The 22,628-nt window shown below is 64.0% G+C and carries 22 protein-coding genes and 1 pseudogene; 9 read left to right on the top strand and 14 right to left on the bottom strand.

Annotated features, from left to right (window positions below; translation table 11 throughout):
- Window positions 1–4: 4 nt before the first annotated feature.
- The 3 genes and pseudogenes from XI06_RS43395 to XI06_RS43385 all read left to right on the top strand — a co-directional run.
- Window positions 5–274 (top strand): annotated as a pseudogene (locus XI06_RS43395) (RNA-binding S4 domain-containing protein); the annotation flags it as partial.
- A gap of 132 nt (window positions 275–406) precedes the next feature.
- Window positions 407–745, top strand: a complete 339-nt coding sequence (gene fdxA / locus XI06_RS43390) for a ferredoxin FdxA (protein ID WP_128949385.1) — start codon at window positions 407–409, stop codon at window positions 743–745.
- A gap of 343 nt (window positions 746–1,088) precedes the next feature.
- Window positions 1,089–1,907 carry a CarD family transcriptional regulator gene (locus tag XI06_RS43385; RefSeq protein ID WP_237860047.1) on the top strand — a complete coding sequence of 273 codons (819 nt, stop codon included), beginning with the start codon at window positions 1,089–1,091 and terminating at the stop codon, window positions 1,905–1,907.
- 99 nt (window positions 1,908–2,006) lie between these two features.
- Here the strand turns inward: XI06_RS43385 and XI06_RS43380 are convergent, their stop codons facing one another.
- From XI06_RS43380 to cyoA, 8 genes are all read right to left on the bottom strand, one after another.
- Window positions 2,007–3,392 (bottom strand): adenylate/guanylate cyclase domain-containing protein, encoded by a 1,386-nt coding sequence (locus tag XI06_RS43380; RefSeq protein ID WP_237872356.1) that lies wholly within the window; start codon window positions 3,390–3,392, stop codon window positions 2,007–2,009.
- 137 nt (window positions 3,393–3,529) lie between these two features.
- Window positions 3,530–4,063: a response regulator transcription factor gene (locus XI06_RS43375; protein ID WP_092233395.1), complete on the bottom strand. Its 534-nt coding sequence runs from the start codon at window positions 4,061–4,063 to the stop codon at window positions 3,530–3,532.
- Window positions 4,053–5,438, bottom strand: coding sequence for an ATP-binding protein (locus XI06_RS43370; protein WP_271608075.1), 1,386 nt, complete (start codon window positions 5,436–5,438; stop codon window positions 4,053–4,055). The genes XI06_RS43375 and XI06_RS43370 overlap by 11 nt, the downstream gene beginning before the upstream one ends.
- The gene (locus tag XI06_RS43365) at window positions 5,410–6,249 is read right to left on the bottom strand and encodes an SURF1 family protein (protein WP_237872187.1); all 840 of its coding nucleotides are present in this window, start codon (window positions 6,247–6,249) and stop codon (window positions 5,410–5,412) included. Before XI06_RS43365 ends, XI06_RS43370 begins: the two co-directional genes overlap by 29 nt.
- A gap of 8 nt (window positions 6,250–6,257) precedes the next feature.
- A complete protein-coding gene (gene cyoD / locus XI06_RS43360) occupies window positions 6,258–6,638 on the bottom strand; it encodes a cytochrome o ubiquinol oxidase subunit IV (protein ID WP_237860041.1) in 381 nt (126 codons plus the stop codon).
- Window positions 6,635–7,264, bottom strand: coding sequence for a cytochrome o ubiquinol oxidase subunit III (gene cyoC, locus XI06_RS43355; protein ID WP_128949391.1), 630 nt, complete (start codon window positions 7,262–7,264; stop codon window positions 6,635–6,637). Before cyoC ends, cyoD begins: the two co-directional genes overlap by 4 nt.
- Window positions 7,265–9,262, bottom strand: coding sequence for a cytochrome o ubiquinol oxidase subunit I (cyoB, locus tag XI06_RS43350; protein WP_237860038.1), 1,998 nt, complete (start codon window positions 9,260–9,262; stop codon window positions 7,265–7,267). It lies immediately after the preceding gene.
- 11 nt (window positions 9,263–9,273) lie between these two features.
- A complete protein-coding gene (gene cyoA / locus XI06_RS43345) occupies window positions 9,274–10,434 on the bottom strand; it encodes a ubiquinol oxidase subunit II (RefSeq protein WP_237872185.1) in 1,161 nt (386 codons plus the stop codon).
- Between the two features lie 182 nt (window positions 10,435–10,616).
- Here cyoA and XI06_RS43340 point away from each other — a divergent pair, with 182 nt between their 5' ends.
- Both XI06_RS43340 and XI06_RS43335 read left to right on the top strand, forming a co-directional pair.
- On the top strand, window positions 10,617–11,954 hold the full coding sequence (locus XI06_RS43340; RefSeq protein WP_237860034.1) for an MFS transporter: 1,338 nt from the start codon (window positions 10,617–10,619) through the stop codon (window positions 11,952–11,954).
- A 55-nt stretch (window positions 11,955–12,009) separates the two neighbouring features.
- Entirely contained in the window at window positions 12,010–12,411 is a 402-nt protein-coding gene (locus XI06_RS43335) for a c-type cytochrome (RefSeq protein ID WP_237872183.1), read from the top strand.
- A 9-nt stretch (window positions 12,412–12,420) separates the two neighbouring features.
- On the opposite strand, the gene XI06_RS43330 is transcribed toward XI06_RS43335, so the two are convergent.
- Together XI06_RS43330 and XI06_RS43325 are read right to left on the bottom strand one after the other, a co-directional pair.
- Window positions 12,421–13,812, bottom strand: a complete 1,392-nt coding sequence (locus XI06_RS43330) for a M48 family metalloprotease (protein WP_237861296.1) — start codon at window positions 13,810–13,812, stop codon at window positions 12,421–12,423.
- Between the two features lie 135 nt (window positions 13,813–13,947).
- On the bottom strand, window positions 13,948–14,799 hold the full coding sequence (locus XI06_RS43325; RefSeq protein ID WP_271608074.1) for a thermonuclease family protein: 852 nt from the start codon (window positions 14,797–14,799) through the stop codon (window positions 13,948–13,950).
- A gap of 284 nt (window positions 14,800–15,083) precedes the next feature.
- Between XI06_RS43325 and XI06_RS43320 the strand changes: the two genes are divergently transcribed.
- The 3 genes from XI06_RS43320 to XI06_RS43310 all read left to right on the top strand — a co-directional run bounded on the left by XI06_RS43320 (window position 15,084) and on the right by XI06_RS43310 (window position 17,966).
- The gene (locus XI06_RS43320) at window positions 15,084–16,289 is read left to right on the top strand and encodes an ABC transporter substrate-binding protein (protein ID WP_237872179.1); all 1,206 of its coding nucleotides are present in this window, start codon (window positions 15,084–15,086) and stop codon (window positions 16,287–16,289) included.
- Between the two features lie 136 nt (window positions 16,290–16,425).
- Window positions 16,426–17,214 carry an enoyl-CoA hydratase gene (locus tag XI06_RS43315; RefSeq protein ID WP_271608073.1) on the top strand — a complete coding sequence of 263 codons (789 nt, stop codon included), beginning with the start codon at window positions 16,426–16,428 and terminating at the stop codon, window positions 17,212–17,214.
- Between the two features lie 2 nt (window positions 17,215–17,216).
- Window positions 17,217–17,966 (top strand): hypothetical protein, encoded by a 750-nt coding sequence (locus tag XI06_RS43310; protein WP_237860023.1) that lies wholly within the window; start codon window positions 17,217–17,219, stop codon window positions 17,964–17,966.
- 172 nt (window positions 17,967–18,138) lie between these two features.
- Here the strand turns inward: XI06_RS43310 and XI06_RS43305 are convergent, their stop codons facing one another.
- The 3 genes from XI06_RS43305 to XI06_RS43295 are packed head-to-tail and all read right to left on the bottom strand — an operon-like array spanning window position 18,139 to window position 21,210.
- Window positions 18,139–18,957, bottom strand: coding sequence for an enoyl-CoA hydratase/isomerase family protein (locus XI06_RS43305; RefSeq protein ID WP_237860021.1), 819 nt, complete (start codon window positions 18,955–18,957; stop codon window positions 18,139–18,141).
- 15 nt (window positions 18,958–18,972) lie between these two features.
- On the bottom strand, window positions 18,973–20,133 hold the full coding sequence (locus XI06_RS43300; protein ID WP_237860018.1) for an acyl-CoA dehydrogenase family protein: 1,161 nt from the start codon (window positions 20,131–20,133) through the stop codon (window positions 18,973–18,975).
- A 15-nt stretch (window positions 20,134–20,148) separates the two neighbouring features.
- Window positions 20,149–21,210, bottom strand: coding sequence for an acyl-CoA dehydrogenase family protein (locus XI06_RS43295; RefSeq protein ID WP_237872174.1), 1,062 nt, complete (start codon window positions 21,208–21,210; stop codon window positions 20,149–20,151).
- Between the two features lie 246 nt (window positions 21,211–21,456).
- On the opposite strand from XI06_RS43295, the gene XI06_RS43290 reads away from it, so the two are divergent.
- Window positions 21,457–22,242: an SDR family NAD(P)-dependent oxidoreductase gene (locus tag XI06_RS43290; protein ID WP_271608072.1), complete on the top strand. Its 786-nt coding sequence runs from the start codon at window positions 21,457–21,459 to the stop codon at window positions 22,240–22,242.
- Window positions 22,243–22,345: 103 nt separating this feature from the next.
- Here the strand turns inward: XI06_RS43290 and XI06_RS43285 are convergent, their stop codons facing one another.
- A complete protein-coding gene (locus tag XI06_RS43285) occupies window positions 22,346–22,618 on the bottom strand; it encodes a GlsB/YeaQ/YmgE family stress response membrane protein (protein WP_237872170.1) in 273 nt (90 codons plus the stop codon).
- Window positions 22,619–22,628 lie beyond the last annotated feature (10 nt).

Raw genomic sequence — 22,628 nt, 5'->3', positions numbered from 1 at the left:
GACCGAGCGGCAGCGCCTCGACAAATGGCTGTGGCACGCGCGGGTGGTGAAGGCGCGGACCTCGGCGGCTGAGCTCGTCGAGTCCGGCCACGTCCGCATCAATGGCACGCGCGAGACATCGCCCGGCCATGCGATCAAGATCGGCGACGTCATCACCGTCGCACTCGATCGCACCGTGCGCGTGCTGAAGGTGACCGGCTTCAACGAGCGCCGCGGCGACGCCGCCTCGGCGCGCGTGCTTTACGAGGAGCTCGGCGACGTAAAGCGCAATTAATTGCGCTCATCGTTCATTTCTTGGTCGATCAACCACATAAAGCCGTCATGATCGGAGCTTCCCGACCTTGCAGCGCGGGGCCATCCGCGCTACGCAAGCCGCGACTTTTAAGAGAGCTTTTCGGAGCGTTGGATGACTTACGTCGTCACTGAAAACTGCATCAAGTGCAAGTACACCGACTGCGTCGAGGTCTGCCCCGTCGACTGTTTCTACGAGGGCGAGAACATGCTGGTCATCCATCCCGACGAATGCATCGATTGCGGCGTGTGCGAGCCGGAATGTCCGGCGGACGCCATCAAGCCGGACACCGAGCCGGGTCTGGAAAAGTGGCTCGAGGTGAACTCCGAATACGCCAAGAGCTGGCCGAACATCACCCAGAAGAAAGAATCACCTGCCGACGCCGAGGAGTTCGACGGGCAGGCGGGCAAGTTCGAGAAATATTTTTCTAAGAACCCCGGCTCCGGAGACTAAAATCCGGCGCAAACTTAACCCTAATACCTTCGTCAGCGCCGAAAACCAGCCCCCAAGACCCCTAAATCATTGATTTTTGCGGGAAATGTGCTATATTGGGCACATTAAGCCGAACCCCGTCAGCCCCGTTGGCCCCTCTGGGTTCCCGTGAAACCAAATGTCGAAACAGGGGCGTGGCAGTTTCCGCGCGCAGGCTGTGTCACAGAAAACGCGTAAAAAGAGTACTTCAGCGAGGGCTTCCCATAAGGAGGCCAAAAAAGTCGCCGCGGCCAGCCGTAGCGCATCCAAGGGTCGGACCGCGACTAAGGCGCCGGCTGCAAAGTCCTCGAAGAAAAGAAGTGCAATGCCTAACAAGACTGCCAAACCGGCCGCGAAAGCGACCGTTGCCAAGCCTGCTGCTGCCAAGCCTGCTGTTGCCAAGGCTCCCGCTGCCAAGCCCGTTGCTCCGAAGGCTCCTGTTGCTGCCGCCCCTGCCAAGGCCCCCGTTGCTGCTGCCAAGCCGGCCGTGAAGGCTGCTGCACCTGCGCCGAAGGTCGAGGAAAAGAAGGTCGTGACCCAGCGTCAGGGCTTCAAGGCCAATGAATTCGTCGTCTATCCCGCTCACGGCGTCGGCCAGATCCTGGCCATCGAGGAGCAGGAGATCGCCGGTGCGAAGCTCGAGCTGTTCGTCATCAACTTCATCAAGGACAAGATGACGCTGCGCGTTCCGACCGCCAAGGTCGCCAATGTCGGCATGCGCAAGCTGTCCGAGCCGGCGCTGGTGAAGAAGGCGCTGGAGACCCTCAAGGGCCGCGCCCGCGTCAAGCGCACCATGTGGTCGCGCCGCGCCCAGGAATACGAAGCGAAGATCAACTCGGGCGACATCGTCGCGATCGCGGAAGTCGTGCGCGACCTCTATCGCTCGGAGTCGCAGCCGGAGCAGTCCTATAGCGAACGCCAGCTCTATGAAGCGGCGCTCGATCGCCTCTCCCGCGAGATCGCGGTGGTGCAGCACTCGACCGAGACCGAAGCGGTCAAGGAAATCGAGGCCCAGCTCGCCAAGAGCCCGCGCCGTGCCAATGCCAAGGCGGAAGCCGCCGATGGCGAAGGCGAGGCGGATGCCGAGGGCGATACCGACGATACCGATGGCGACGACACCACGGTCGCCGACGAGGCCGCGTAAGCATCTCGTCGCATCGATCGCAACAGATCAAAAGCCCGGCCGCTCGGCCGGGCTTTTTGTTTGGGTGCGTGATCCAACGGCGGCCGAGCCTCGCCTTGGTCACGCCCGCGGCTGGGTCCAGATCGCGATCGGCCGCTCGAGCCCGCGGATCGCCTGGGGATCGCGGGCGATCAACGATGCAAAGGCGTCGGCGGTGCTACCGAGCTCCAGCTTGGCGCGACTGACGAGGTCGTTGCTCGCCACCAGCGCGCAGTCGAGCTCGCGCGTCAGCCCCTCCAGTCGGCTTGCGGCATTGACGGTCGCACCGATCACGGCAAATTCCAGACAGGTGTGCCCGATATCGCCGAGCACCACCGGTCCGTAATGCAGGCCGAAGCTGACACGCATTGGCGGCTCACCCGATGCCGTTCGCTGCGCGCTCCATCGGTCCGCTGCCGCGATCATGGCCTGGGCACAGCGCAACGCGTTGCTGGCGTCGCGCGGGCCTGCGAAGGGGGTGCCGAATGTCGCCATCAGTCCATCGCCCAGATATTTGTCCAGCGTGCCCTCGTGGCGGAAAACCTCCTGCTCCATCAATCCGTGGAACTCGCGCAACGTCCGCACCACTTCGTCCGGAGAGCGCACATCGGCAAAGGCCGTGAAGCCGACGATGTCCACGAACAGCACCGCGATGTCCTGGGTGCGCACCTGCTTCAACGGCTCGTCGTGCTTCGATAATTCCGTGACGACATTGGGCGAGAAGTAGCGCGCAAGGTTGCCGCGTTCCCGCTCCACCGCGGCGTGTCTGATCAATAGATCATTGCTGCGGCGAACCGCGAGCGCCAGCGTTACGGCCACGATCAGGAAGACGACGATTTCCTGGATGCGGAGGCCGAATCCGATCGCAGTGGGTGAGATCAGCGCGAGCAGCCTGTGATCGCCGCCCACCGCCTCTGCAATGCGGGCGGTCAGCGCGGGATCGCGATCAGGTTGCCACCACACCCAGGCCGCGCCGATCGTCCAAAGCGCTGCCGTCCATGTTCCGACTGCAACCACGGTTCGCCAGGAATAGGCCAGCGTGGCGCCCGCGAGCAGCACGAAGAAGTAGATGAAGTTGCCGAAATGGTATTGCATCGCCACCGGCCAGTGCGTCGTGCCGAAGGGGTTCGGGACGACGATGACGAATGTGAGCAGCGCCAGATCGCAGAACAGAAGCGCCAATTCCGATCGCGATACGCCGACCCGCCCGACCCTGACCTGCGCCCAGCCGATCAGCGCGAACAGGCTGAGCAACGCCACGTAATAGAGCTGGTCCCATGCCGGGTTGATGGCTAGCAGCAGGCAGGCGATGACGGAGAGCGCGACATAGCGCGCCCGCACGGCCAGTTGCAGGCCCTCCCTCTTGCCGGCCTCGAGCGCTGCCTGTGCAAACTGAACGGTTTCGGTGTCGCGCTGACTGCGCGCAAGCGACGGCGCGGCGGACGAGCCGAGGCGCTCGACGAGCATTGTCACGGGGCGGTCTCCTCGCTTGGGCCGTTGCAGCACAGCGGCGGCCGTCAGCCACCGCATCGGGCACTCTAGTGATGCATGGCCGCGAGGTCATCAGCTCGCGCGAGTGTTTTCCTCCCCGCGCGGCGAACCGCTCACTTCACCGGCCGCTTCTCGAGCTTCCTCGCCAGCGTGCGCCGGTGCATGCCCAGGCGCCTTGCCGCTTCCGAGATGTTGAAATCCGTCTCGATCAGCGTCTGGTGGATCCGCTCCCATTCCAGCGTCTTGATCGAGGTCGGCCGCACGTCCAGCGCGACCTCGGCGTTGCCTTCGGCCTTGGTGAAGGCGGCTTCGATGTCGTCGGTGTTGGAGGGCTTTGCGAGGTAATGGCAGGCGCCAAGCTTGATGGCCTCGACGGCGGTCGAGATGCTGGCGAAGCCCGTCAGCACCACGATCAGCATCTCCTCATCGTGGGTATGCAGCAGCTCGACGCAGGCAAGCCCAGAGGCACCGCCGAGCTTGAGGTCGACCACGGCGTAGCCGAACGATCGGTCCTCAAGAACCTTCCGGACGTCCTCGATCGAAGCAGCGAGCACGACCTCGTAGCCGCGGCGCTCGAACGAGCGCTTCAGCGTGCGCGCAAAGCCTTCGTCGTCCTCGACGACGATGAGCGAACGGTCAGGCGTCAAAGCTGCCTCCGATCGCGAGCGTGGCGAGCGGCAGGGTCAGGCGTACGGTGGCGCCACGTTTCCTGTGGTTCTCCGCGGTCACGCTGCCCCCCAGCTTACGCACCACGTTGACCACCAGGAACAGGCCGAGCCCGCCGCCGGCGCGGCCCTTGCTCGACTGATAGGGCTTTCCGAGCTGGGCCAGCATTTCCGGCGCGAAGCCCGGGCCGCGGTCGCTGATCGAGAGCACCAGATTGTCGCCTTCGCGCTCGGCGAGCAGTTCCACCCATTCGCGCGAGACTTCATAGGCATTGTCGAGCACGTTGAAGATCACCTGCTTCAGCGCGACGTCCGAGACGATCGCGACATCCTCACCAAAGGTGTTGGTGAAATAGAGCGTCCGCGCCGAGCGGGCGTCGCGCCATTCCTCGACCAGCGCGGTGACGAAGGCGGTCACGGTCGTCGGCGAGGATCCTTCGCCGCGCGCCTCGCCGGCCGATACCAGAATCCCCGTTACGATTCTTTTGCAGCGTTGCAGGGAGGTCTCCATCTCCGTGAGATCTTCTGCGAGCTCCTGATCGGCGACGAGATCGGGCATGCGGCGCCAGTCGCTGAGGATGACGGAGAGCGAGGCGAGCGGCGTGCCGAGCTCATGTGCCGCGCCGGAGGCGAGCAGGCCCATGCGGACGATGTGGTCCTGCTCGGCGGCATGCTGGCGCAGCGCCGCCAGATGCGCGTCGCGCTGGCGCAAATTCCTGTTGATGCGGGTGACGAACACGACCAGCAGCACGGCGTTGAGAACGAAGCCCAGCAGCATGCCGGTGACGGTGAGCGTGTAGGTCTCGCTGAGGGGATTTGGCGGCAGGTCGAGCGGTCGGTAGGCCATGGTCAGCCACACGAAGCTCGCGCAGCTCAGTGCCACCAGCGACCAGGTCGAGCGGGCATCGAGCAGCACCGCGCCGAGCGTGACCTGGAGCAGGAACAGCGAGGTGAAGGGATTGGTCGCGCCGCCGCTGAGATAGAGCTGTGCAGTCAGCGCCGCGACGTCGAGCATCAGCGCGACCAGCAGCTCGTTGTTGGTGATCGCGGCGCGATGGCGCACCCAGACCAGGCTTGAGACGTTGAGCAGCACCAACGCGCCGATCACCGCGCCCATGCGGGTCAGGGGCAGGGGAATGCCAAGCCAAAAATGCACGCCGCCGATGGTCACGATCTGGCCGACCACCGCGGTCCAGCGCAGCTGGATCAGCAGCGCCATGTTCTTGCGGTTGGTCTCGTCGTCGGTGGGGGCAGCGCCGATCAGCTCGCTGCGCGCGTCCGCCTGCGATTGCAGCGTGACAGCCGGCTCGCCCAAACTAGTCCCGTCGTCAGGTCGGTTCGACGATCGTTCCAGCATCTGATCCCGTCCTGCGGGCGGAGGCGTCTGGGCCGCCGGCCGGTTCGTGGACGAAGCGTTGGCGGCGGAACAGCCCGCCGCGAAATGTGACGAAAAGTCTACCAGCCAGCATGAAAGCCAGGGCAAACCACGTCAGCGCGTAGATCAGGTGGTTATTGGGAAAGCGGATCACGGTCAATCCGCCGATGGGACCGCCAGCGGATTGTGATCCGGCGTCCGCATCGATGAAAAAGGGCGCCACATTCTGGAGATCGCGGGCCGCCGCAATCGCGGCGACATCCCGCGAATACCAGCGGTTGTGCTGAGGCACGTTGTCCCTGAGGAATCCGCCCTTCGGCTCGGTGACGCGCAAGAGGCCTGCGACCACGACCCGGCCGTCCGGATTGCCGCCCTGGCGCGTCGATGGGTCACGCCGCTCCGACGGCACGAAGCCGCGGTTGATCAGGACTGTCGTGCCGTCATCGCGCTGGAGCGGCGTCAGCACCCAATAGCCAGGGCCTTCCTCGGTGACGGCCTGAACGAGGGTCTCGCGGTCGTGCAGGAAGCGGCCGGAGACGTCGACATGCCGGTATTCGTCGTTTGCGGCACTGATGGTCGGCCATGAAGTCCGCGAGGGGAGCGGCTGCGCCGGGGCGTGGACGCGCTGCTCGACCCGGTCGATCAGCGCCAGCTTCCAGGCGCGGCGCTCGACCTGCCAGACGCCGAGGGCCATCAAAACGACGAAAGCGATGAGCGAGAGGACCGTGAGCCACAAGGAGGGGCGATGCGCTGCGCTTGCGGGGCTGCGCGGTTCGTTATCCCTCTGGCTCACGGGATCGCTCACTTCATTCCCGTCATCTCGTGGATCGGCATCATGTTGCTGTTGAGGTGGTTCATCACCCACAGCGAACCCGACAGCGCGATCACCACCATGACGATGGTGAAGATCAACGCCATCATGCTCCAGCCGTTCTCGGACTTGGGGCTCATGTGCAGGAAGTAGATCATGTGCACGACGATCTGCACGACCGCGAAGGCCATGATGACCAGCGCGGTGATCTGCTTGCTCGGCAGCGTGCCGCTCATCACCAGCCAGAACGGGATCGCGGTCAGCACCACCGAGAGCACGAAGCCGAGCATGTAGCCCGAGAAGGTGCTTTGGGCGTGGCCGTCGTCGTGGTGATGGTCGCCCGCGTGCGCGGCGTGGGTATCGGTGCTCATCGCAGAACTCCCAGGAGATAGACGAAGGTGAAGACGCCGATCCAGACCACGTCGAGGAAGTGCCAGAACATCGACAGGCACATCAGGCGGCGGCGGTTGGCCTCGATCAGGCCGAAACGCCAGACCTGCACCATGAGGGTCACCAGCCAGATCAGGCCGCAGGAGACGTGCAGGCCGTGGGTACCGACCAGGGTGAAGAAGGCGGACAGGAAGGCGCTGCGCTGGGGCGTTGCGCCCTCATGGATCATGTGGGCGAACTCGGTGAGCTCGATGCCGATGAAGGCGGCGCCGAACAGGCCGGTGATCAGGAGCCACATCTGCGTCTGCGCGATCTTGTTCTGCTGCATCGTCAGCATGGCAAAACCGTAGGTGATCGACGACAGCAGCAGCATCGAGGTGTTCACTGCGACCAGGTTGAGGTCGAACAGGTCCTTCGGCGCGGGGCCGGCGGCGTAGTTGGCGCCGAGTACGCCGAAGGCGGCGAACAGCATCGCGAAGATGAGACAGTCGCTCATCAGGTAGATCCAGAAGCCGAGCGAGGTGCTGTAGCCTTCCGGATGCGGATGTTCGTCGGCGAGGTAGAAGACCGGTTCGCCGGTCTGGGCGGGATTGACAGCGACAGTCATTTACTTGGCTCCGGCGAGCAGTTTGGTGCGCGAGTCCTCGGTCCGGATGACGTCATCAGCCGGAATGTCGAAGTCGCGGTGATAGTTGAAGGTGTGACCGATCCCGACGGCGAGCATCGCGACGAAGCTCAAGGCGGCCAGCCACCACATGTACCAGATCAGACCAAAACCCATCGCGGTGGCGAAGCCGGCGAGGATGATGCCGGTGCCGGTGCTGCGGGGCATGTGGATCGATTTGAATCCCATGAGCGGACGCTGATAGCCGCGCTTCTTCATGTCCCACCAGGCGTCATTGTCGTGAACGACGGGGGTAAAGGCGAAGTTGTAGTCCGGCGGCGGCGAGGAGGTCGCCCATTCCAGCGTGCGCGCATCCCAGGGATCGCCGGTTACGTCCTTGAGCTGCTCGCGCTTGAGGAAGGAGACCGCGAACTGCATCAGCATCGAGAGAATGCCGAGGAAGACGAGGCCGGCGCCGATCGCGGCGATGACAAACCAGATCTGAAGCGAGGGATCGTCGAAAACGCGCAGGCGGCGGGTCACGCCCATCAGGCCGAGCACGTAGAGCGGCATGAAGGCCATATAGAAGCCGGTGACCCAGAACCAGAACGACATCTTGCCCCAGAACGGATCGAGCTTGAAGCCGAATGCCTTCGGGAACCAGTAGTTGATGCCGGCGAACGCTCCGAACACCACGCCGCCGATGATCACGTTGTGGAAGTGCGCGATCAGGAACAGGCTGTTGTGCAGCACGAAGTCGGCCGGCGGCACCGCGAGCAGAACGCCGGTCATGCCGCCGATCACGAAGGTCAGCATGAAGGCAATCGTCCACATCATCGGCAGCTCGTAGCGGATGCGGCCGCGATACATCGTGAACAGCCAGTTGAACATCTTCGCGCCCGTCGGGATCGAGATGATCATCGTGGTGATGCCGAAGAACGAGTTGACGCTGGCACCCGAGCCCATCGTGAAGAAGTGGTGCAGCCACACCAGGTACGACAGGATGGTGATGACGACCGTGGCGTAGACCATCGAGGTGTAGCCGAACAGCCGCTTGCCGGAGAAGGTCGAGGTGACTTCCGAGAAGATGCCGAAGGCGGGCAGAACCAGGATGTAGACCTCAGGGTGACCCCAGATCCAGATCAGGTTCACGTACATCATCGGGCTGCCGCCGAAATCGTTGGTGAAGAAGTTGGTGCCGACATAGCGATCGAGCGAGAGCAGCGCGAGCACGACGGTCAGGACGGGGAAGGAGGCGACGATCAGGATGTTGGTGCAGAGCGAGGTCCAGGTGAACACCGGCATCCGCATCATGGTCATGCCGGGGCAGCGCAGCTTGACGATGGTGCAGATCAGGTTGATGCCCGACAAGGTCGTTCCGACGCCGGCGACCTGCAGCGCCCAGATGTAATAGTCGACGCCGACATCAGGACTGTAGCCGATGTTCGACAGCGGCGGATAAGCCAGCCACCCGGTGCGGGCGAATTCGCCGATGAACAGCGAGGCCATCACCAGCACCGCGCCGCCGACCGTCATCCAGAAGCTGAAATTGTTCAGGAACGGGAACGACACGTCGCGGGCGCCGATCTGGAGCGGCACGACATAGTTCATCAGCCCGGTCACCAGCGGCATCGCCACGAAGAAGATCATGATCACGCCGTGGGCTGTGAAGACCTGGTCGTAGTGATGGGCGGGCAGGAAGCCTTCCGAGCCGTTGAATGCGAGTGCCTGCTGCGCGCGCATCATCAGGGCGTCGGCGAAGCCGCGCAGCAGCATCACGATGCCGAGGATCATGTACATGATGCCGATGCGCTTGTGGTCCACCGTGGTGAACCACTCGCGCCACAGATAGCCCCAGAGGCGGAAATAGGTGAGGCCGGCGAGCAGCGTGACGCCGCCGAGCGCGACCATCACGAAGGTGCCGACGAGGATCGGCTCGTGGAACGGCAGCGAATCGATGCCGAGACGGCCGAAGATGAACTTGAGAAGATCAGGAGACATGCTGGATCTCTTTAGGAGTCTGACTTCGGACGCTGTCCGATGAAGAAGGACGAGGACTTCAGCGGCGCAAAAGTCGGCCGCTTCAGGCCGGCGCCGGTGAGCGGCGCGGTGTCGAGCGGCGCCTTGATCGACGCCGTGGTCTGGCCTTGCGGCGCCTCCGGCGTGCAGGTGCCGGCGACGAACACAGGCTCGGGACCGAGCACGGTGCCGCGGCGCGCGTACTTGTCGTAGGAGAGCGGCAGGGTGTTGTTCAGGCCCTCATGGCCGTTGCCGCCCTTGGCGTCGATCGCCATCATCTCGCTCTGGCACATCTTGCCGGTCTCGACGCACATGTTGAGGATCAGGCGATAGAGATCGGCATCGACCGTGCCCCAGCGGCGCACCGGCTCGTTCTCGCTGGGCTTCTCGAGCTGGAGATATTCGGCGCGGCCGAGCGAGCCGCCGGCCGATTTGGCTTGCGCGACCCAGGCGTCAAATCCCTTGTCGTCAAGTCCGTGGAAGTTGAAGTGCATGCCGGAGAAGCCGGCGCCGCTGTAGTTCGCCGAAAAACCCCTGTAAGTGCCGGCGTGGTTGATCACAGCGTGGAGCGATGTCTCCATGCCCGGCATCGCATAGATCTGTCCGGCGAGCGCTGGAATGTAGAACGAGTTCATCACCGATGACGCGGTGATGTGGAAATTGATCGGGCGGTCAACCGGCGCTGCGAGCTCGTTGACGGTGGCGATGCCGTAGTCGGGGTAGATAAAGAGCCACTTCCAGTCGAGCGCGACGACATCGACGTCGAGCGGAGCCTTGGACTGGTCGACGGCACGCTCCGCATGGATGCGGCCGATGTTGCGGTAGGGGTCGAGCAGATGCGTGCCCATCCAGGTCAGCGCGCCCAGGCAAACGATGATCAGTAGCGGCGCCGACCAGATCACCAGCTCGAGCTTGGTCGAGTGGTCCCAATCCGGCTCGTAGCGGGCGGATGTGTTGGACTGGCGGTAGCGCCAGGCGAACAGCACCGTCAGCGCCATCACGGGGACGACGATCAGGAGCATCAGGACGGTGGAGATGATGACGAGGTCGCGCTGTTGCGCCGCGATATCGCCGGCTGGCGCCAGCACGATGTAGTTGCAGCCGCTGAGGGCGGCTGCCAGGGGTAGCAGCGCCAGGATCTTGAGACGGGACACGGGCCGAGCCTTATGAGAATGAGTTTCCTTTGCGGGGCCAATGGGTAGCTGCGGCGCAGCAATCCGGACATTGGACAATTTGTCCAATGTTGCACTGCGGGATGTTGGGTCAAACAGGGCGAGATTGGCTGGCGTTCCGCCGGGCGGTCGGCTTTGGTTTTCAGGACGTTAAGGGCGCACGCATGGCGACGGCACAGACCCCCGCAATGGCGGATATCCACTCGGGCGAGCACGGCCACGACCAGGCCAGTCCCGGCGAGATCGCCATCGGCGTCATCATCGGCCGCACCTCGGAGTTCTTCGACTTCTTCGTCTACGCCATCGCCTCGGTGATCGTGTTCCCGCGCCTGGTGTTCCCGTTCACGAGCGAGCTGACCGGCACCCTCTATTCCTTCATGATCTTCGCGCTGGCCTTCATCGCCCGGCCGATCGGGACCGTCATTTTCATGACGGTCGACCGCGAATACGGCAAGACGGCCAAGCTGGTCTCGGCGCTGTTCCTGCTCGGCACCGCCACCGTTGCGCTGGCGTTCCTGCCCGGCTATTCCGAGATCGGCGCGGCCGCGATCTGGCTGCTGGCGCTGGCGCGTCTCGCGCAGGGTCTGGCCTGGGGCGGCGCCTGGGACGGCATGGCCTCGCTGCTGGCACTGAATGCGCCGGCCTCCCAGCGCGGCTGGTACGCGATGGTGCCGCAGCTCGGCGCTCCGCTCGGTCTGATCGTGGCGAGCGCACTGTTCGCCTATTTCGCCGGCAACCTCTCGGCGGACGATTTCTTCGACTGGGGCTGGCGCTATCCGTTCTTCGTCGCTTTTGCCATCAACGTCGTGGCGCTGTTTGCGCGCCTGCGCATGGTGACGACTGAGGAATATGCCTCGCTGTTCGAGACCCGCGAACTGCAGCCCTCGCGCATCTCCGACACCGTTGCCCGTGAGGGTCACAACATCATGCTCGGCGCGTTCGCGCCGCTGGCAAGCTTCGCGCTGTTCCACATGGTCACGGTGTTCCCGCTGTCCTGGGTGTTCCTGTTCACCCGGGAAAGCCCGGTGCGCTTTCTGATCATCGAGATCGTCGCCGCCGTGTTCGGCGTCGCCGCGATCGTGGCCTCCGGCATCATCGCCGACCGCGTCGGCCGCAAATCGCTGCTGATGGGATCGGCGATCGCGATCGCGATCTACAGCGGCTTTGCCCCGCAGCTGCTCGATGCCGGTGCGTTCGGCGAGACCATCTACATGGTGATAGGCTTCATCCTGCTCGGCCTCTCCTTCGGCCAGTCCTCGGGCGCGATCGCCTCGAACTTCAAGCAGATGTATCGCTACACGGCGTCCGCCCTGACGTCCGACATGGCCTGGCTGTTCGGCGCCGGCTTCGCCCCGCTGGTGGCGCTGCTGCTCGCCACCAATCTCGGCGTCATCGCCTCGGGTGCCTACCTGCTCTCGGGCGCGTTCTGGACCCTGCTCGCGCTCTGGCTCAGTGGCCAGCGCGAGGCGGGCGACATGGACGCGGGCGAATCCTCGAACTGACGGGAATAAAAATTGGGCCGGACGATCCTGTTTGCTGCCGCAAACAGGAGCTCACATGAACGTTCGGTCCGTTTCCGTCTTTCCGCCAAGCGCGACAAGCCTGGCTCTCGCGATACTTTCGATTGCGCTTCTGAGCGCAGTCAGCCCTGCCGGCGCGACCGGCAATGCCGCGCGAGGGCAGACGCTCTACAAGGGCTGCGCAGACTGCCACTCGATCAATGAGAACGGCGTCGGGCCGATGCACAAGGGCGTCGTCGGCCGCAAGGCGGGCAGCGTCGCCGGCTACGATTACTCGCCCGATTTGAAGAACTCCGGCATCGTCTGGACCGAGGACAATCTCGACAAATGGCTGACCGGGCCGCAGGCCATGGTGCCTGAGACCAAGATGTTCTTCGATGTGCCGGATGCGCAGGATCGCGCCGATATCATCGCGTATTTGAAAGAAAAGGCGAAGTAGAGCGGCGCCTCAGTCCGTCACGATCTTCACGCGGTCGCGGACCTTCACCTGCGCGGTGCGGTCGAGCCCGTTCAGCACGCGGAAGCGTTCGGCGGGATGATCGACGCCTGCCATGCGGTGGGACAGCGATTCCACGGTGTCGCCGGGCTGCACCGTGATGACCTTGATGCGCAGCGGACGTGCGGCCTGGATCTCCTCGAGGGTCAGGCGGCGGAATGAATTGACGGTCTCGCGCGCATTGCGCTCGCTCTCGGTCGACTTCTGCCGCGTGGCGAAGATGAAGCGATAGACGTCGCTGCCGAAGCGCAGCGCATAGACCTTGAACTGCCACTGGTCGCCCTTGGCGGTGGCGGACGCGGCCGGGAATCCGTTGATGGTCAGGTCTTCGGTGGAGGCCTTCTCGACGCCTTCCATCCAGCCGGAATTCAGATAGTCGCCGAGCGACTGTTCGGCCGGCACGCGCACGACGTCGAAGCGCATCGCCTGCGAGCCGCCCTCGCGCACGCCGATCACCGCCTGTGCGGTGTTGTCGAGCGTGAAATTATCAGGCGCCTGAAAGGTGAAGCCGAGCTTCGGATGCAGGAAACGCCGGCCGCGGACAAAGCCCTCGCTGGGGTCTTCGCCATAGACCAGGTTGTCGATCGCGGCGAGATAGCTCTCGCGGTCGCGCTCGGCGCCCTCGGGCGCCACATATTGCCGTGCGATCATCTGCGCGTTCTGCACGCGTTCGGGCGTTGCCGGATGGGACGAGGTGAAATCCTGCGCGCGAGGATCGAGCGAGCTCTTGCCAGCTTTGAGCTCGGCATTGCGCTCCATCGCCGAGAGGAAGCGGGCCGCACCATAGGGATCGAAATGCGCCTTGGCGGAGATGCCGACGCCGATGCCGTCAGCCTCGAATTCCTGGTTGCGCGAAAAGCTCGCCATGGTGAGCTTGGTCTTGGCGAGCGCGAGCGCGGTCAGATCAGGGTCGGTGCTCATGTCGGTGACGACCCGGGTGACGATCGCGGCCTGGCGGGCCTGGTCCTCGCGCATCGCGGCGTGCTTGGACAGCACATGCGCCATCTCGTGGCTGAGCACGGAGGACAATTCGGAGGTATCGCTGGCCAGCGCCAGCAGGCCGCGGGTCACGTAGAGCTGGCCGTTCGGCAGCGCGAAGGCGTTCACAGCGCCGGAATTGAGGATGGTGACCTTGTAGCCCTGATCAGGGCGATCGGAAGCGGCAACGAGGCGGTCGACAGTCTTGCTGACCAGTGATTCGAGCCTGGGATCGTCGTAAGTGCCGCCATAGCTCGCCAGGATGCGCTCGTGTTCCTTTTCGGTAGCGGGGGTCTGGGCGACAGCCGGTTTCGGCTTGGGCATCGCCACGGTTGCCGGGGTCGCTGCCGTCTGGAACCGGCCCATATCGCCACAACCGGCCAGGCCCGTGCCCAGCAGCAGGCAAAGCGCTGCCGGCGCAGCCCGAAGGCGGCGTGCTTCGCCCTTCTTGTGCTGTTCTAGCACCCCATTCACGTCGCTTAACCCGTGCCCGGCCCTATCTTAAGGCCTTACCCCAATAGGCTCGTTTGCGCCCAGCAATTCAACCTGTCCCAAGAGACGTACGTCGATACGCGGCCCCGCAGTCCCCTCAACCCAGCCCCGAACGCGGATACGACGATTTTCCAGGGACTTAAGGGGCATTCCGGCGTTTTCGAACGCCGGCAGATTGCGCTTTGAAATAGTCACCGCAAAGCCGTGTGTCCAGTTCCGTCCGAAGTTGAGGTAGGTCATTGCCCCAGCTTGCCGGACCGACAGGACTTTGCCCTCGACCACCATAAAGCGCCCGATCCCGGCCAAAATATCGTCCGGACTTTCCGCGTTTTTTATGGCCGACGGGTCAGCCCAGCTGCCCTTTTTTTGGCGCCGCGCCTCAGCCTCCGACGCCATCAGGGCAGCAGCACAATCCTTGTCGGAGATTTCGGCCGAGACGAGGGCATCGCCTTGGGCGAGAAGCATCGATTGAACCGAGATGTCGCTCTCGCCGATGAATACCAATGCGTCCTGGCGACCATAGCGGTCGGGTGTGTCATCGGTGCCGCGCAGGACGACATGGCGGCCGACGAGCAGCGAGGTCAGCGCCTGCCCGGTCGTTGCCGTCGCCTCGACGCCGGTGAGACGGACTTCGCGGCCGTCATCGAGACGCACGCTGTGAGCATCGGTGACCGCCGCGACCCGGCCCTCGCCTTGTGCTTCGAATTGGCACGGCGTCGCGAACGCGGGGTGACCGGCGAAGAGAAACAATCCGACGATAAGGTGAAGCCGTTGCGTCACGAGACCCGGAGAGGTTGCGTTGTGCTCTAGCTTTACCCCAAGTGTATCGGGTCGCGAAGACGTTTCCTCACACTCCGTCATTGCGAGGAGCGAAGCGACGAAGCAATCCAGAGTCTCTCCGCGGTGGGATTCTGGATTGCTTCGCTTCCGCCGTCGCTCTTCGAGCTATGGCGGACAAGGCGCTCGCAATGACGTGGAGACATTTGTTCGCATCCCACCATTCCGCTTTGCGGAAAACACGCGCGCCAATCGTGCTCTCGTGACGCGCCTCGCGCTTGCTGCGCTCTCGCGCATGCGGCATGATTGCGGGAATAGCAAGATCAAGCCGCCATTCAGAGCAAGGCGATCAAGGGAGGTTGTTTTCAATGAAGTCGATTTTGTCGGGCATTTTTGCCGCCGCGTTTGCCCTCAGCGCGAGCGCTGTGCAGGCCCAGGACAAGCCTCCCCTCAAGATCGGCGGCATCCTCGACATGTCGAGCCTCTATGCCGACATCACCGGCCCCGGCAGCGAGACCGCAGCCAAGATGGCGGTGGAAGATTTCGGCGGCGAGGTGCTCGGACGCAAGATCCAGGTGCTGGCGGCCGACCATCAGAACAAGGCCGACCTCTCCGCCAACATCGCGCGCGACATGCTCGACAATCAGGGCGTCGAGATGATCTACGACGTCGCGGCCTCCGCGACCGCGCTTGCCGCTGGTGAGATCGCGAAGGCGCGTAACAAGATCATCATCTTCAACGGCCCGGGCTCGATCCGTCTCAGCAACGAGGCCTGCGGGCCCACCACGATCCACTACGTGTTCGACACCTATGGGCAGGCCAATGTGACCGGCCTCGCAGCCGTGAAGTCGGGCCTCGACACCTGGTTCTTCCTCACCGCCGACTATGCCTTCGGCCAGGATCTGGAGAAGGACACCAGCGCCGTCGTCACCAAGACCGGCGGCAAGGTGCTCGGAAGCGTGCGCCATCCGCTCAACACGTCGGATTTCTCGTCGTTCCTGCTTCAAGCGCAGGCCTCGAAAGCCAAGGTGATCGGGCTCGCCAATGCCGGCGGCGACACCGTCAATGCCATCAAGCAGTCGGCCGAGTTCGGCATCATGAAAGGCGGCCAGAAGGTCTCGCCGCTGCTGGCCTTCGTCACTGACATCGACTCGATCGGGCTTGAGACCGCGCAGGGCCTGCTACTGGCCGAAGCCTTCTACTGGGACATGAACGACGAGACGCGCGCCTTCTCGAAGCGCTTTCAGGAACGCGTCAAGCGGCCGCCGACCTCGGCGCAGGCCGGCGTCTATTCCTCCGTCATGCACTATCTGAAGGCGGTGAAGACGGCGGGCACGACGGATGCGGCCGCGGTGATGAAGGTGATGAAGGACACGCCGATCAACGACTTCTTCGCTCATAACGGCAAGATCCGCGAGGACGGCCGCATGGTGCACGACATGTACCTGTTCGAGGTCAAGAAGCCGTCGGAATCGAAAGGCCGCTGGGACGACTACAAGCTGCTCGCCACCGTGCCCGGCAGCGAAGCGTTCCAGTCGCTGGAGCAATCGCGCTGTCCGCTGGTGAAGAAATAGTCACCGTCATTGCGAGGAGCGCAGCGACGAAGCAATCCAGACTGCCTCCGCAGAAGCATTCCTGGATTGCTTCGCTTCGCTCGCAATGACGAGTGTGGTAACAGCCCGGTCAAACAAACAACAAGGGAGACGCCCCATGAACGACATGGTCCTGCAAAAGCTCGAAGGCGGGCTGCTCACCATCACCATGAACCGGCCGGAGCGGAAGAATGCGCTCAATCCCGAGATGGTCGCAGGGCTGGTCGAGGCGGCGCGGCGCGCGGCCGACGATCCCGAGGTGCGCGCGGTGCTGTTCAAGGGCGCTGGCGGTTCGTTCTGCGTCGGCGGTGACGTCAAGTCGATGGCGGCCGGCCGCGCACCCCTGCCGTTCGAGCAGAAGCTTGCGAATCTCCGCCGCGGCATGGAGGTCTCGCGCATTTTGCACCAGATGCCGAAGCCTGTGGTGGCGCAGCTCGACGGCGCCGCGGCCGGCGCCGGTCTGTCGATGGCGCTGTCGTGCGATCTGCGTGTTGCCTCCGAATCCTGCAAGATCACGACCGCCTTCGCCAAGGTCGGCTTCTCCGGCGATTACGGCGGCACGTATTTCCTGACCCAGCTGCTCGGCAGCGCGCGGGCGCGCGAGCTCTATCTGACCTCGCCAGTGCTGACCGCCAGGGAAGCGCATGCGATCGGCATGGTGACCAGGGTCGTGCCCGACGCCGAGATCGACACTGCCGCGCACGAGCTCGCGATGTCGCTGGCGCAGGGGCCGTCGATCGCGCTCGGCTTCATCAAGCGTAACATCAACAACGCGGAGCATCTTCCGCTGGAGGATTGCTTCGACGGCGAGGCGATCCACCACACCCGCTGCAGCGACACCGAGGATCACAAGGAGGCCGCGAAGGCTTTCGTCGAGAAGCGCAAGCCGGCTTTCAAGGGCGCATGACGATGGCGCCCTATATGCGGCTGCGGCAGATTTGTCTGGTCGCGCCGCAGCTCGCGCCTGTCATCTCAGATATTTCTGAGATCATGGGCCTTTCCGTCTGTTATCGCGACGGCAATGTCGCCAAATACGGCCTGGAGAACGCGCTGCTCCCGGTCGATACGATCCTGCTGGAGGTGGTCGCGCCGTTCAAGGACGGCACCACGGCCGGTCGCTTTATCGAGAAGACCGGCGGCCGCGGCGGCTACATGGCGATCTTCTGCTGCAACGATCCGGATGAGCGCGGCCGCAACGCCAACGCGCTTGGCGTGCGCACCGCCAACGTGATCGACCACGCGCCCTATCACGGCGTCCAGCTCCACCCCCGCGATTGCCGCGCGGCCTTTATCGAGTTCAACCACACCGAGGGCAGCGACGACATTTTGGGTGCCTATCCGCCGGCCGGGCCCGACTGGCAAGACTACATCCGCAAGGATGTGACGCAGGCGTTGACGGCGGTGGAGATGCAGAGCCCCGACCCTCACGGCCTGGCGACGCATTGGGGTAAGATCATCGGGGTTGCAGTTAGCGGCGACGCCGAATTGAAGCTGCCTAACGCAACCTTCCGTTTCGTGAAGGGCGCCAGCGAGATCATGAGCGCGCTGGAGTTTCGGGTGGCTGACGTCGCGGGCGTGCTGCATGCAGCCAGGGAAAAGGGGCTCGCAGTTGCGGGCAACGAATTCCTGCTGGGCGGCGTGACGTTCCGCGTTGGTTGATTTTAGGAATCCGTCACCCTGAGGTGCTCGCCTCTGCGGCGAGCCTCGAAGGGCGACGGCCACCAGGCCGGGCCGTTCATCCTTCGAGGCTTCCAGCACGGTGCTGTGCACCGCGCTGCTCGCACCTAGGATGACGGGTTGAGCTAGCCGCGAAGAGCCGTAGAAAGCGCAATCACCGCCCCTTAAAATTCGCCACGCGACGTTCTTCTGTCGCCTTCACGCCTTCCTTGAAATCCTCAGTCGCCCGCAGGCGGGTCTGTTCGGCGAGCTCGTGATTAGTCGCGGCCATCACGCGGTCAGCGAGGCCTGCGCGCATCGTGGCACGGGTGGAGAGCAGGCCGAGGGGCGAGCATTCTGCAATCTCGCCGGCGAGCTTCATCGCGGCCGCTTTGACCTGATCCTGCGGCACCAGCTCGTTGGCGAGGCCCCACTTGTAGGCCTCTTCGCCGGTGACGCGGCGGCTGGTGTAGAACATCAGCTCGGCGTTGTTCTTGCCGATCAGCTCAGGCAGCGTCGTCGTCAGGCCGAAGCCGGGATGGAAACCGAGCTTGGTGAAGTTCGCGGAGAAGCGCGCTTCGGGGCAGGTGACGCGGAAGTCCGCTGAAACGGCTAGCCCGAGGCCGCCGCCAATGGCCGCGCCCTGCACGGCGGCAACGATCGGCTTCTTGGCGCGGAAGATGCGCACGGCCTGGATGTAGAGATGGTTGATCGGGCCGAGACTGTCGGCCGGGTCCCCCTTGGCCTTTTTCTCGGCCTCCTGCGCTTCCTGTGCCTGCCGCGCGGGATCGCCAAAATTGGCGCCGGCACAGAACGCCTTGCCTTGCGCGGAGAGAACGGAGGCTCGGATCTCGATATCGCGGTCGAACTCATCGAGCGCATCGGCAATCTGGTTGATCAGCGAGATGTCGAAGAAGTTCAGCGGCGGGCGGCGGATTTCGATGGTGCCGACGTGCCCGACCTTCTCGACGCCGATATCTTTGTAGGTGCTCATGATGTCCTCGAAGGTTTAGCGCAGGCCCAATCCGCGGGCGATGATGCCGCGTAGCACCTCGGTGGTGCCGCCTTGGATGGTGAGTTTCGGTGCGGTCTTGATGGCGAAATCGAGCTGCCGCTCCAGCGTCTCGCGATTGGTCGCAGTCTCCTCGACGAAGGCGGCGAGATCACGCACGCGGTGCGGAAGTTGCTGCTCCCAGACCGTGCCGATGTCCTTGACGATGGAAGCCTCGACCACCGGCTCCTTGCCGGCTTGCAGCATGCCCGCGACGGACACCGACATGCGCCGCATGGTGTGGAGCTGCGCCACGAGCCGGCCGATGCCTTCGGCGCTGCGCGTGTCCGGATTGGGGCCGACCGCGCGGACCAGCTCGGTCAGCACGTAATAGGTTTCGAGGAAGCGCTCCGGACCCGAACGCTCATAGGCGAGCTCCGATGTCGCCTGCTTCCAGGCGCCGTCGACCTCACCGAGCACGTGATCGTCTGGGACGAAGAAGTCGGTGAAGACCACCTCGTTGAACTCGTACTGGCCGGTGATCTGGCCGATCGGGTTCACCTTGATGCCCGGCTGCTTCATCTTGACCAGAAACTGGGTCAGGCCGTGGCGGCGATTTTCCTTGGTCGGCGGCGAGGTGCGGAAGATCGCGATCATGTAGTCGGCGATGTGCGCCGACGAGGTCCAAATCTTGGTGCCGTTGATGAGGTAGCCGCCGTCGGTCTTTGTCGCGCGCGTCTTCGCAGCGAACAGGTCCGAGCCGGAGTTGGGCTCGCTCATGCCAATCGCAAAGCAGATCTCGCCGCGGCAGATGCGCGGCAGGATGTCCATCTTGATATGTTCAGGCGCGTATTTCAGCAGCACCGGCCCGCTCTGGCGGTCGGCGACGAAGAAGCGCCGCGTCGGCGCATTGGCGACGCGCATCTCCTCGGTCACCACGTAGCGCTCGAGGAAGGAGCGCTCCTGGCCGCCATATTTCTTCGGCCAGGTCATGCCGAGCCAGCCCCTGGCGCCGACCTTGCGGGAAAATTCCGGCACGTCGGTGTCTTCGCGGTTGGGCTTGTGCGGATCGAAGGTGCCGGCGGCGATCTCCTCTGCGAGGAAGGCGCGCACTTCCTTGCGCAATTGCTCGCACTTCTCGGGCAGGCGGATCGGATCGAAACGAAGCGCAGCGGTCATGTGTCTCGGTCCTTGTTAGCGCGAAGCCACGAGCGGCCACAATTCGTCGGCGCCACGGCTCGCGACCAGCTTGCCGAGCTCGACGGCCCAGTAGCTTTCCGAGCCGAAATCGTCGCGCCAAGCCAGCGCACGTAGCGAAAAGCGGTGCAGGATGTGCTCGATGGTGAACCCGATCGCGCCGTGAACCTGGTGCGCGATGCCCCCGCCCTTTTCCGCAGCTTCCGCGCAGCGGATTTTTGCCGCGGCGGCTTCGAGATAAACCTCGTCGTCGAAGCTCTTCGCGTTCGCGATGGCGTCGGCCGCCGATGTCGCGGCAGCAAGCGCAGCGGCGGATTCGCCGGCGAGACGCGCGAGGTTGTGCTGCACCGCCTGGAATTTCGAGATCTTCTTCTCGAAGGCGACGCGTTCGTTGGAATAGCGCACGGAGATATCGAGCATCGATTCCAGCGCGCCCGCAATCTGCAGGCTGCGCACGACGCCGCCCATCAGCATCAGATTGGTCTGGTCGACGCCAGACGCGGCCTTGATGGTGATAGGCTGGACCTTGTCGAGCGTCACGGTATCGCTGTGGTCGTAGCCGACATTGAGGCCGGACTCTGTTCGCGCCTTGCTCGCATCCACAAGTGCAACCGCGACACCGTCCTTGCCATGCGCCAGCACCGCAAAATGCTTGGCTGCTTTCGCAAAGGGCACGCCGCGGCAGCGGCCCGAGAGCGCGCCGTCGGCATCAACGGTGATGCGATCCTTCGGCGAGGCCGGCAGCACCGTCATCTCGCCTTCGGGCGAGGCAATCTTCGCCTGCGCCAGCAGCCAGCCCGCGAGCATGGTTTCTGCCAGGGGAACCGCGACAGCGAAGCGGCCGGCGGCGTTCAACAAGGCAAAACCGTCGGCGAGGCTGGCGCCGGAGCCGCCGAGATCGTCGGGCACCCACGACAGCGGCAAGCCGGCTTCGCTGAGCGCCTGCCACAGCGGCGCCTGCCATGAGCCCTTCTTGTCGTTGTTGATGGTCTGCGGATCGGCGAGATCGGCGAAGATTTTTTCCGCGGTCTCGACGACGATATTGTCACTCTCCGCCACAGCGTTCCCCGTGTTTTGCCATTGGCGCGTCCTGCCCAAGGGGGCGGCGCGCGATCTCTTCTTGCGCCCGATGATCCGAAAAAGCCATGGCCCTGACAAGCGTTGATCGCAGGCCTATCTGCGGCGCCGGCATAGGCAAAAGGATCGATCTGGACTAATTCCGCTTAGCGGAGTTTGCTCGATTTGCAGCGCGCGGCAAACTCGCTAAACAAGGCGCCAGATTCAACACGGGGGAAGGAAATCCGGATGGCCAAGGACAGTTTGTGCGCAATCGTGACAGGGTCCGCATCCGGCCTTGGTGCTGCGACCGCGGAAATTCTCGCAGCGACCGGAGCGCGGCTCGTCATCAACTATTCCTCGAGCCAGAAGGAAGCCGAGGCCACGGCGGAAGCGTGCCGCAAGGCCGGCGCTGCGGAAGTGCTGGTTGCGCAGGGCGATGTCTCGAAGGATGACGATTGCCGCAGAATCGTCGCGGCCGCGAGCGGCTGGGGCAAGCTCGACATCCTCGTCAACAATGCCGGCACCACCAAGCACGTCGCCCATGGCAATCTCGAAGGGCTCTCGGCGGAAGATTTCCAGCGGCTCTACGGCGTCAACACCATCGGCCCGTTCCAGATGGTGCGTGCGGCGCGCAGCCTGCTCGAGGCCGCTGCAAACGCGTCGGGGCGCCCATCGGCTGTAGTGAACATTTCCTCCGTCGCCGGCATCAGCGGCGTCGGCTCGTCGATCGCGTATGCTGCGAGCAAGGGCGCGCTCAACACGATGACGCTGTCGCTCTCGCGTGCGCTGGCGCCCTTGATCCGCGTCAACACGGTGTGCCCCGGCTATATCGACACGCCCTGGTTCACGAAAGGCCGCGGCGAGGAGCAGGCAAAACAGGTGCGCGACAGCGTGATCGCAAAGGTGCCGCTGAAGGTCGCCTCTTCAGCCGAGAACATCGCGCAGCTCGTCTGCTTCCTGGCGATGCCGGCCTCCAGCAACATGACCGGCGAGGTCGTGCGCATGGATGCGGGGATGCATTTGGTTACGTGATTGCGCACTCCGCTTGCGCCACCAACACAGTCGTCGTCCCGGCGCAGGCCGGGACGACGACGGAGTGTCAGGCGGTAGCGCGCCTCTTCCCCGCGCTCAAGCACTACCCCTTGATCACGCCGCTCGAAACCAGCCGGTGCCAGATGAACAGCACCACCACCGCGCCGATGGTGGCCATGATGAATCCCGCGCCCTGATCCGGGCCGTAATGGCCGATGGCCTGGCCAATGAAGGTCGCCAGAAACGCGCCGACGATGCCGAGGATGGTGGTGAGGATGAAACCGCTCGGGTTGTTCGGTCCCGGCGCCAGGAAACGCGCGATGAGGCCGGCGATGAAGCCGACGATGATGATCCACAACAGGCCGCCCATGCTCATGTCAGTGCTC

The organism is Bradyrhizobium sp. CCBAU 11434 (assembly GCF_028128895.1).
In the GTDB taxonomy this organism is placed as follows: Bacteria; Pseudomonadota; Alphaproteobacteria; order Rhizobiales; family Xanthobacteraceae; genus Bradyrhizobium; species Bradyrhizobium zhengyangense.
This window is presented reverse-complemented; position numbering and strand designations above follow the sequence as displayed.

Excerpts from the sequence above, each read along its gene's own strand:
- XI06_RS43325 (WP_271608074.1), bottom strand. The coding sequence starts at position 14,799 with ATGACGGAGTGTGAGGAAACGTCTTCGCGACCCGATACACTTGGGGTA.
- cyoC (WP_128949391.1), bottom strand. The coding sequence starts at position 7,264 with ATGACTGTCGCTGTCAATCCCGCCCAGACCGGCGAACCGGTCTTCTAC.
- XI06_RS43330 (WP_237861296.1), bottom strand. The coding sequence starts at position 13,812 with ATGGGCCGGTTCCAGACGGCAGCGACCCCGGCAACCGTGGCGATGCCC.
- XI06_RS43300 (WP_237860018.1), bottom strand. The coding sequence starts at position 20,133 with ATGACCGCTGCGCTTCGTTTCGATCCGATCCGCCTGCCCGAGAAGTGC.
- XI06_RS43315 (WP_271608073.1), top strand. The coding sequence starts at position 16,426 with ATGAACGACATGGTCCTGCAAAAGCTCGAAGGCGGGCTGCTCACCATC.
- XI06_RS43340 (WP_237860034.1), top strand. The coding sequence starts at position 10,617 with ATGGCGACGGCACAGACCCCCGCAATGGCGGATATCCACTCGGGCGAG.
- XI06_RS43335 (WP_237872183.1), top strand. The coding sequence starts at position 12,010 with ATGAACGTTCGGTCCGTTTCCGTCTTTCCGCCAAGCGCGACAAGCCTG.
- fdxA (WP_128949385.1), top strand. The coding sequence starts at position 407 with ATGACTTACGTCGTCACTGAAAACTGCATCAAGTGCAAGTACACCGAC.
- XI06_RS43320 (WP_237872179.1), top strand. The coding sequence starts at position 15,084 with ATGAAGTCGATTTTGTCGGGCATTTTTGCCGCCGCGTTTGCCCTCAGC.
- XI06_RS43285 (WP_237872170.1), bottom strand. The coding sequence starts at position 22,618 with ATGAGCATGGGCGGCCTGTTGTGGATCATCATCGTCGGCTTCATCGCC.
- XI06_RS43290 (WP_271608072.1), top strand. The coding sequence starts at position 21,457 with ATGGCCAAGGACAGTTTGTGCGCAATCGTGACAGGGTCCGCATCCGGC.
- cyoD (WP_237860041.1), bottom strand. The coding sequence starts at position 6,638 with ATGAGCACCGATACCCACGCCGCGCACGCGGGCGACCATCACCACGAC.
- cyoB (WP_237860038.1), bottom strand. The coding sequence starts at position 9,262 with ATGTCTCCTGATCTTCTCAAGTTCATCTTCGGCCGTCTCGGCATCGAT.
- XI06_RS43370 (WP_271608075.1), bottom strand. The coding sequence starts at position 5,438 with ATGCTGGAACGATCGTCGAACCGACCTGACGACGGGACTAGTTTGGGC.
- XI06_RS43310 (WP_237860023.1), top strand. The coding sequence starts at position 17,217 with ATGGCGCCCTATATGCGGCTGCGGCAGATTTGTCTGGTCGCGCCGCAG.
- XI06_RS43385 (WP_237860047.1), top strand. The coding sequence starts at position 1,089 with ATGCCTAACAAGACTGCCAAACCGGCCGCGAAAGCGACCGTTGCCAAG.
- XI06_RS43305 (WP_237860021.1), bottom strand. The coding sequence starts at position 18,957 with ATGAGCACCTACAAAGATATCGGCGTCGAGAAGGTCGGGCACGTCGGC.
- XI06_RS43380 (WP_237872356.1), bottom strand. The coding sequence starts at position 3,392 with ATGCTCGTCGAGCGCCTCGGCTCGTCCGCCGCGCCGTCGCTTGCGCGC.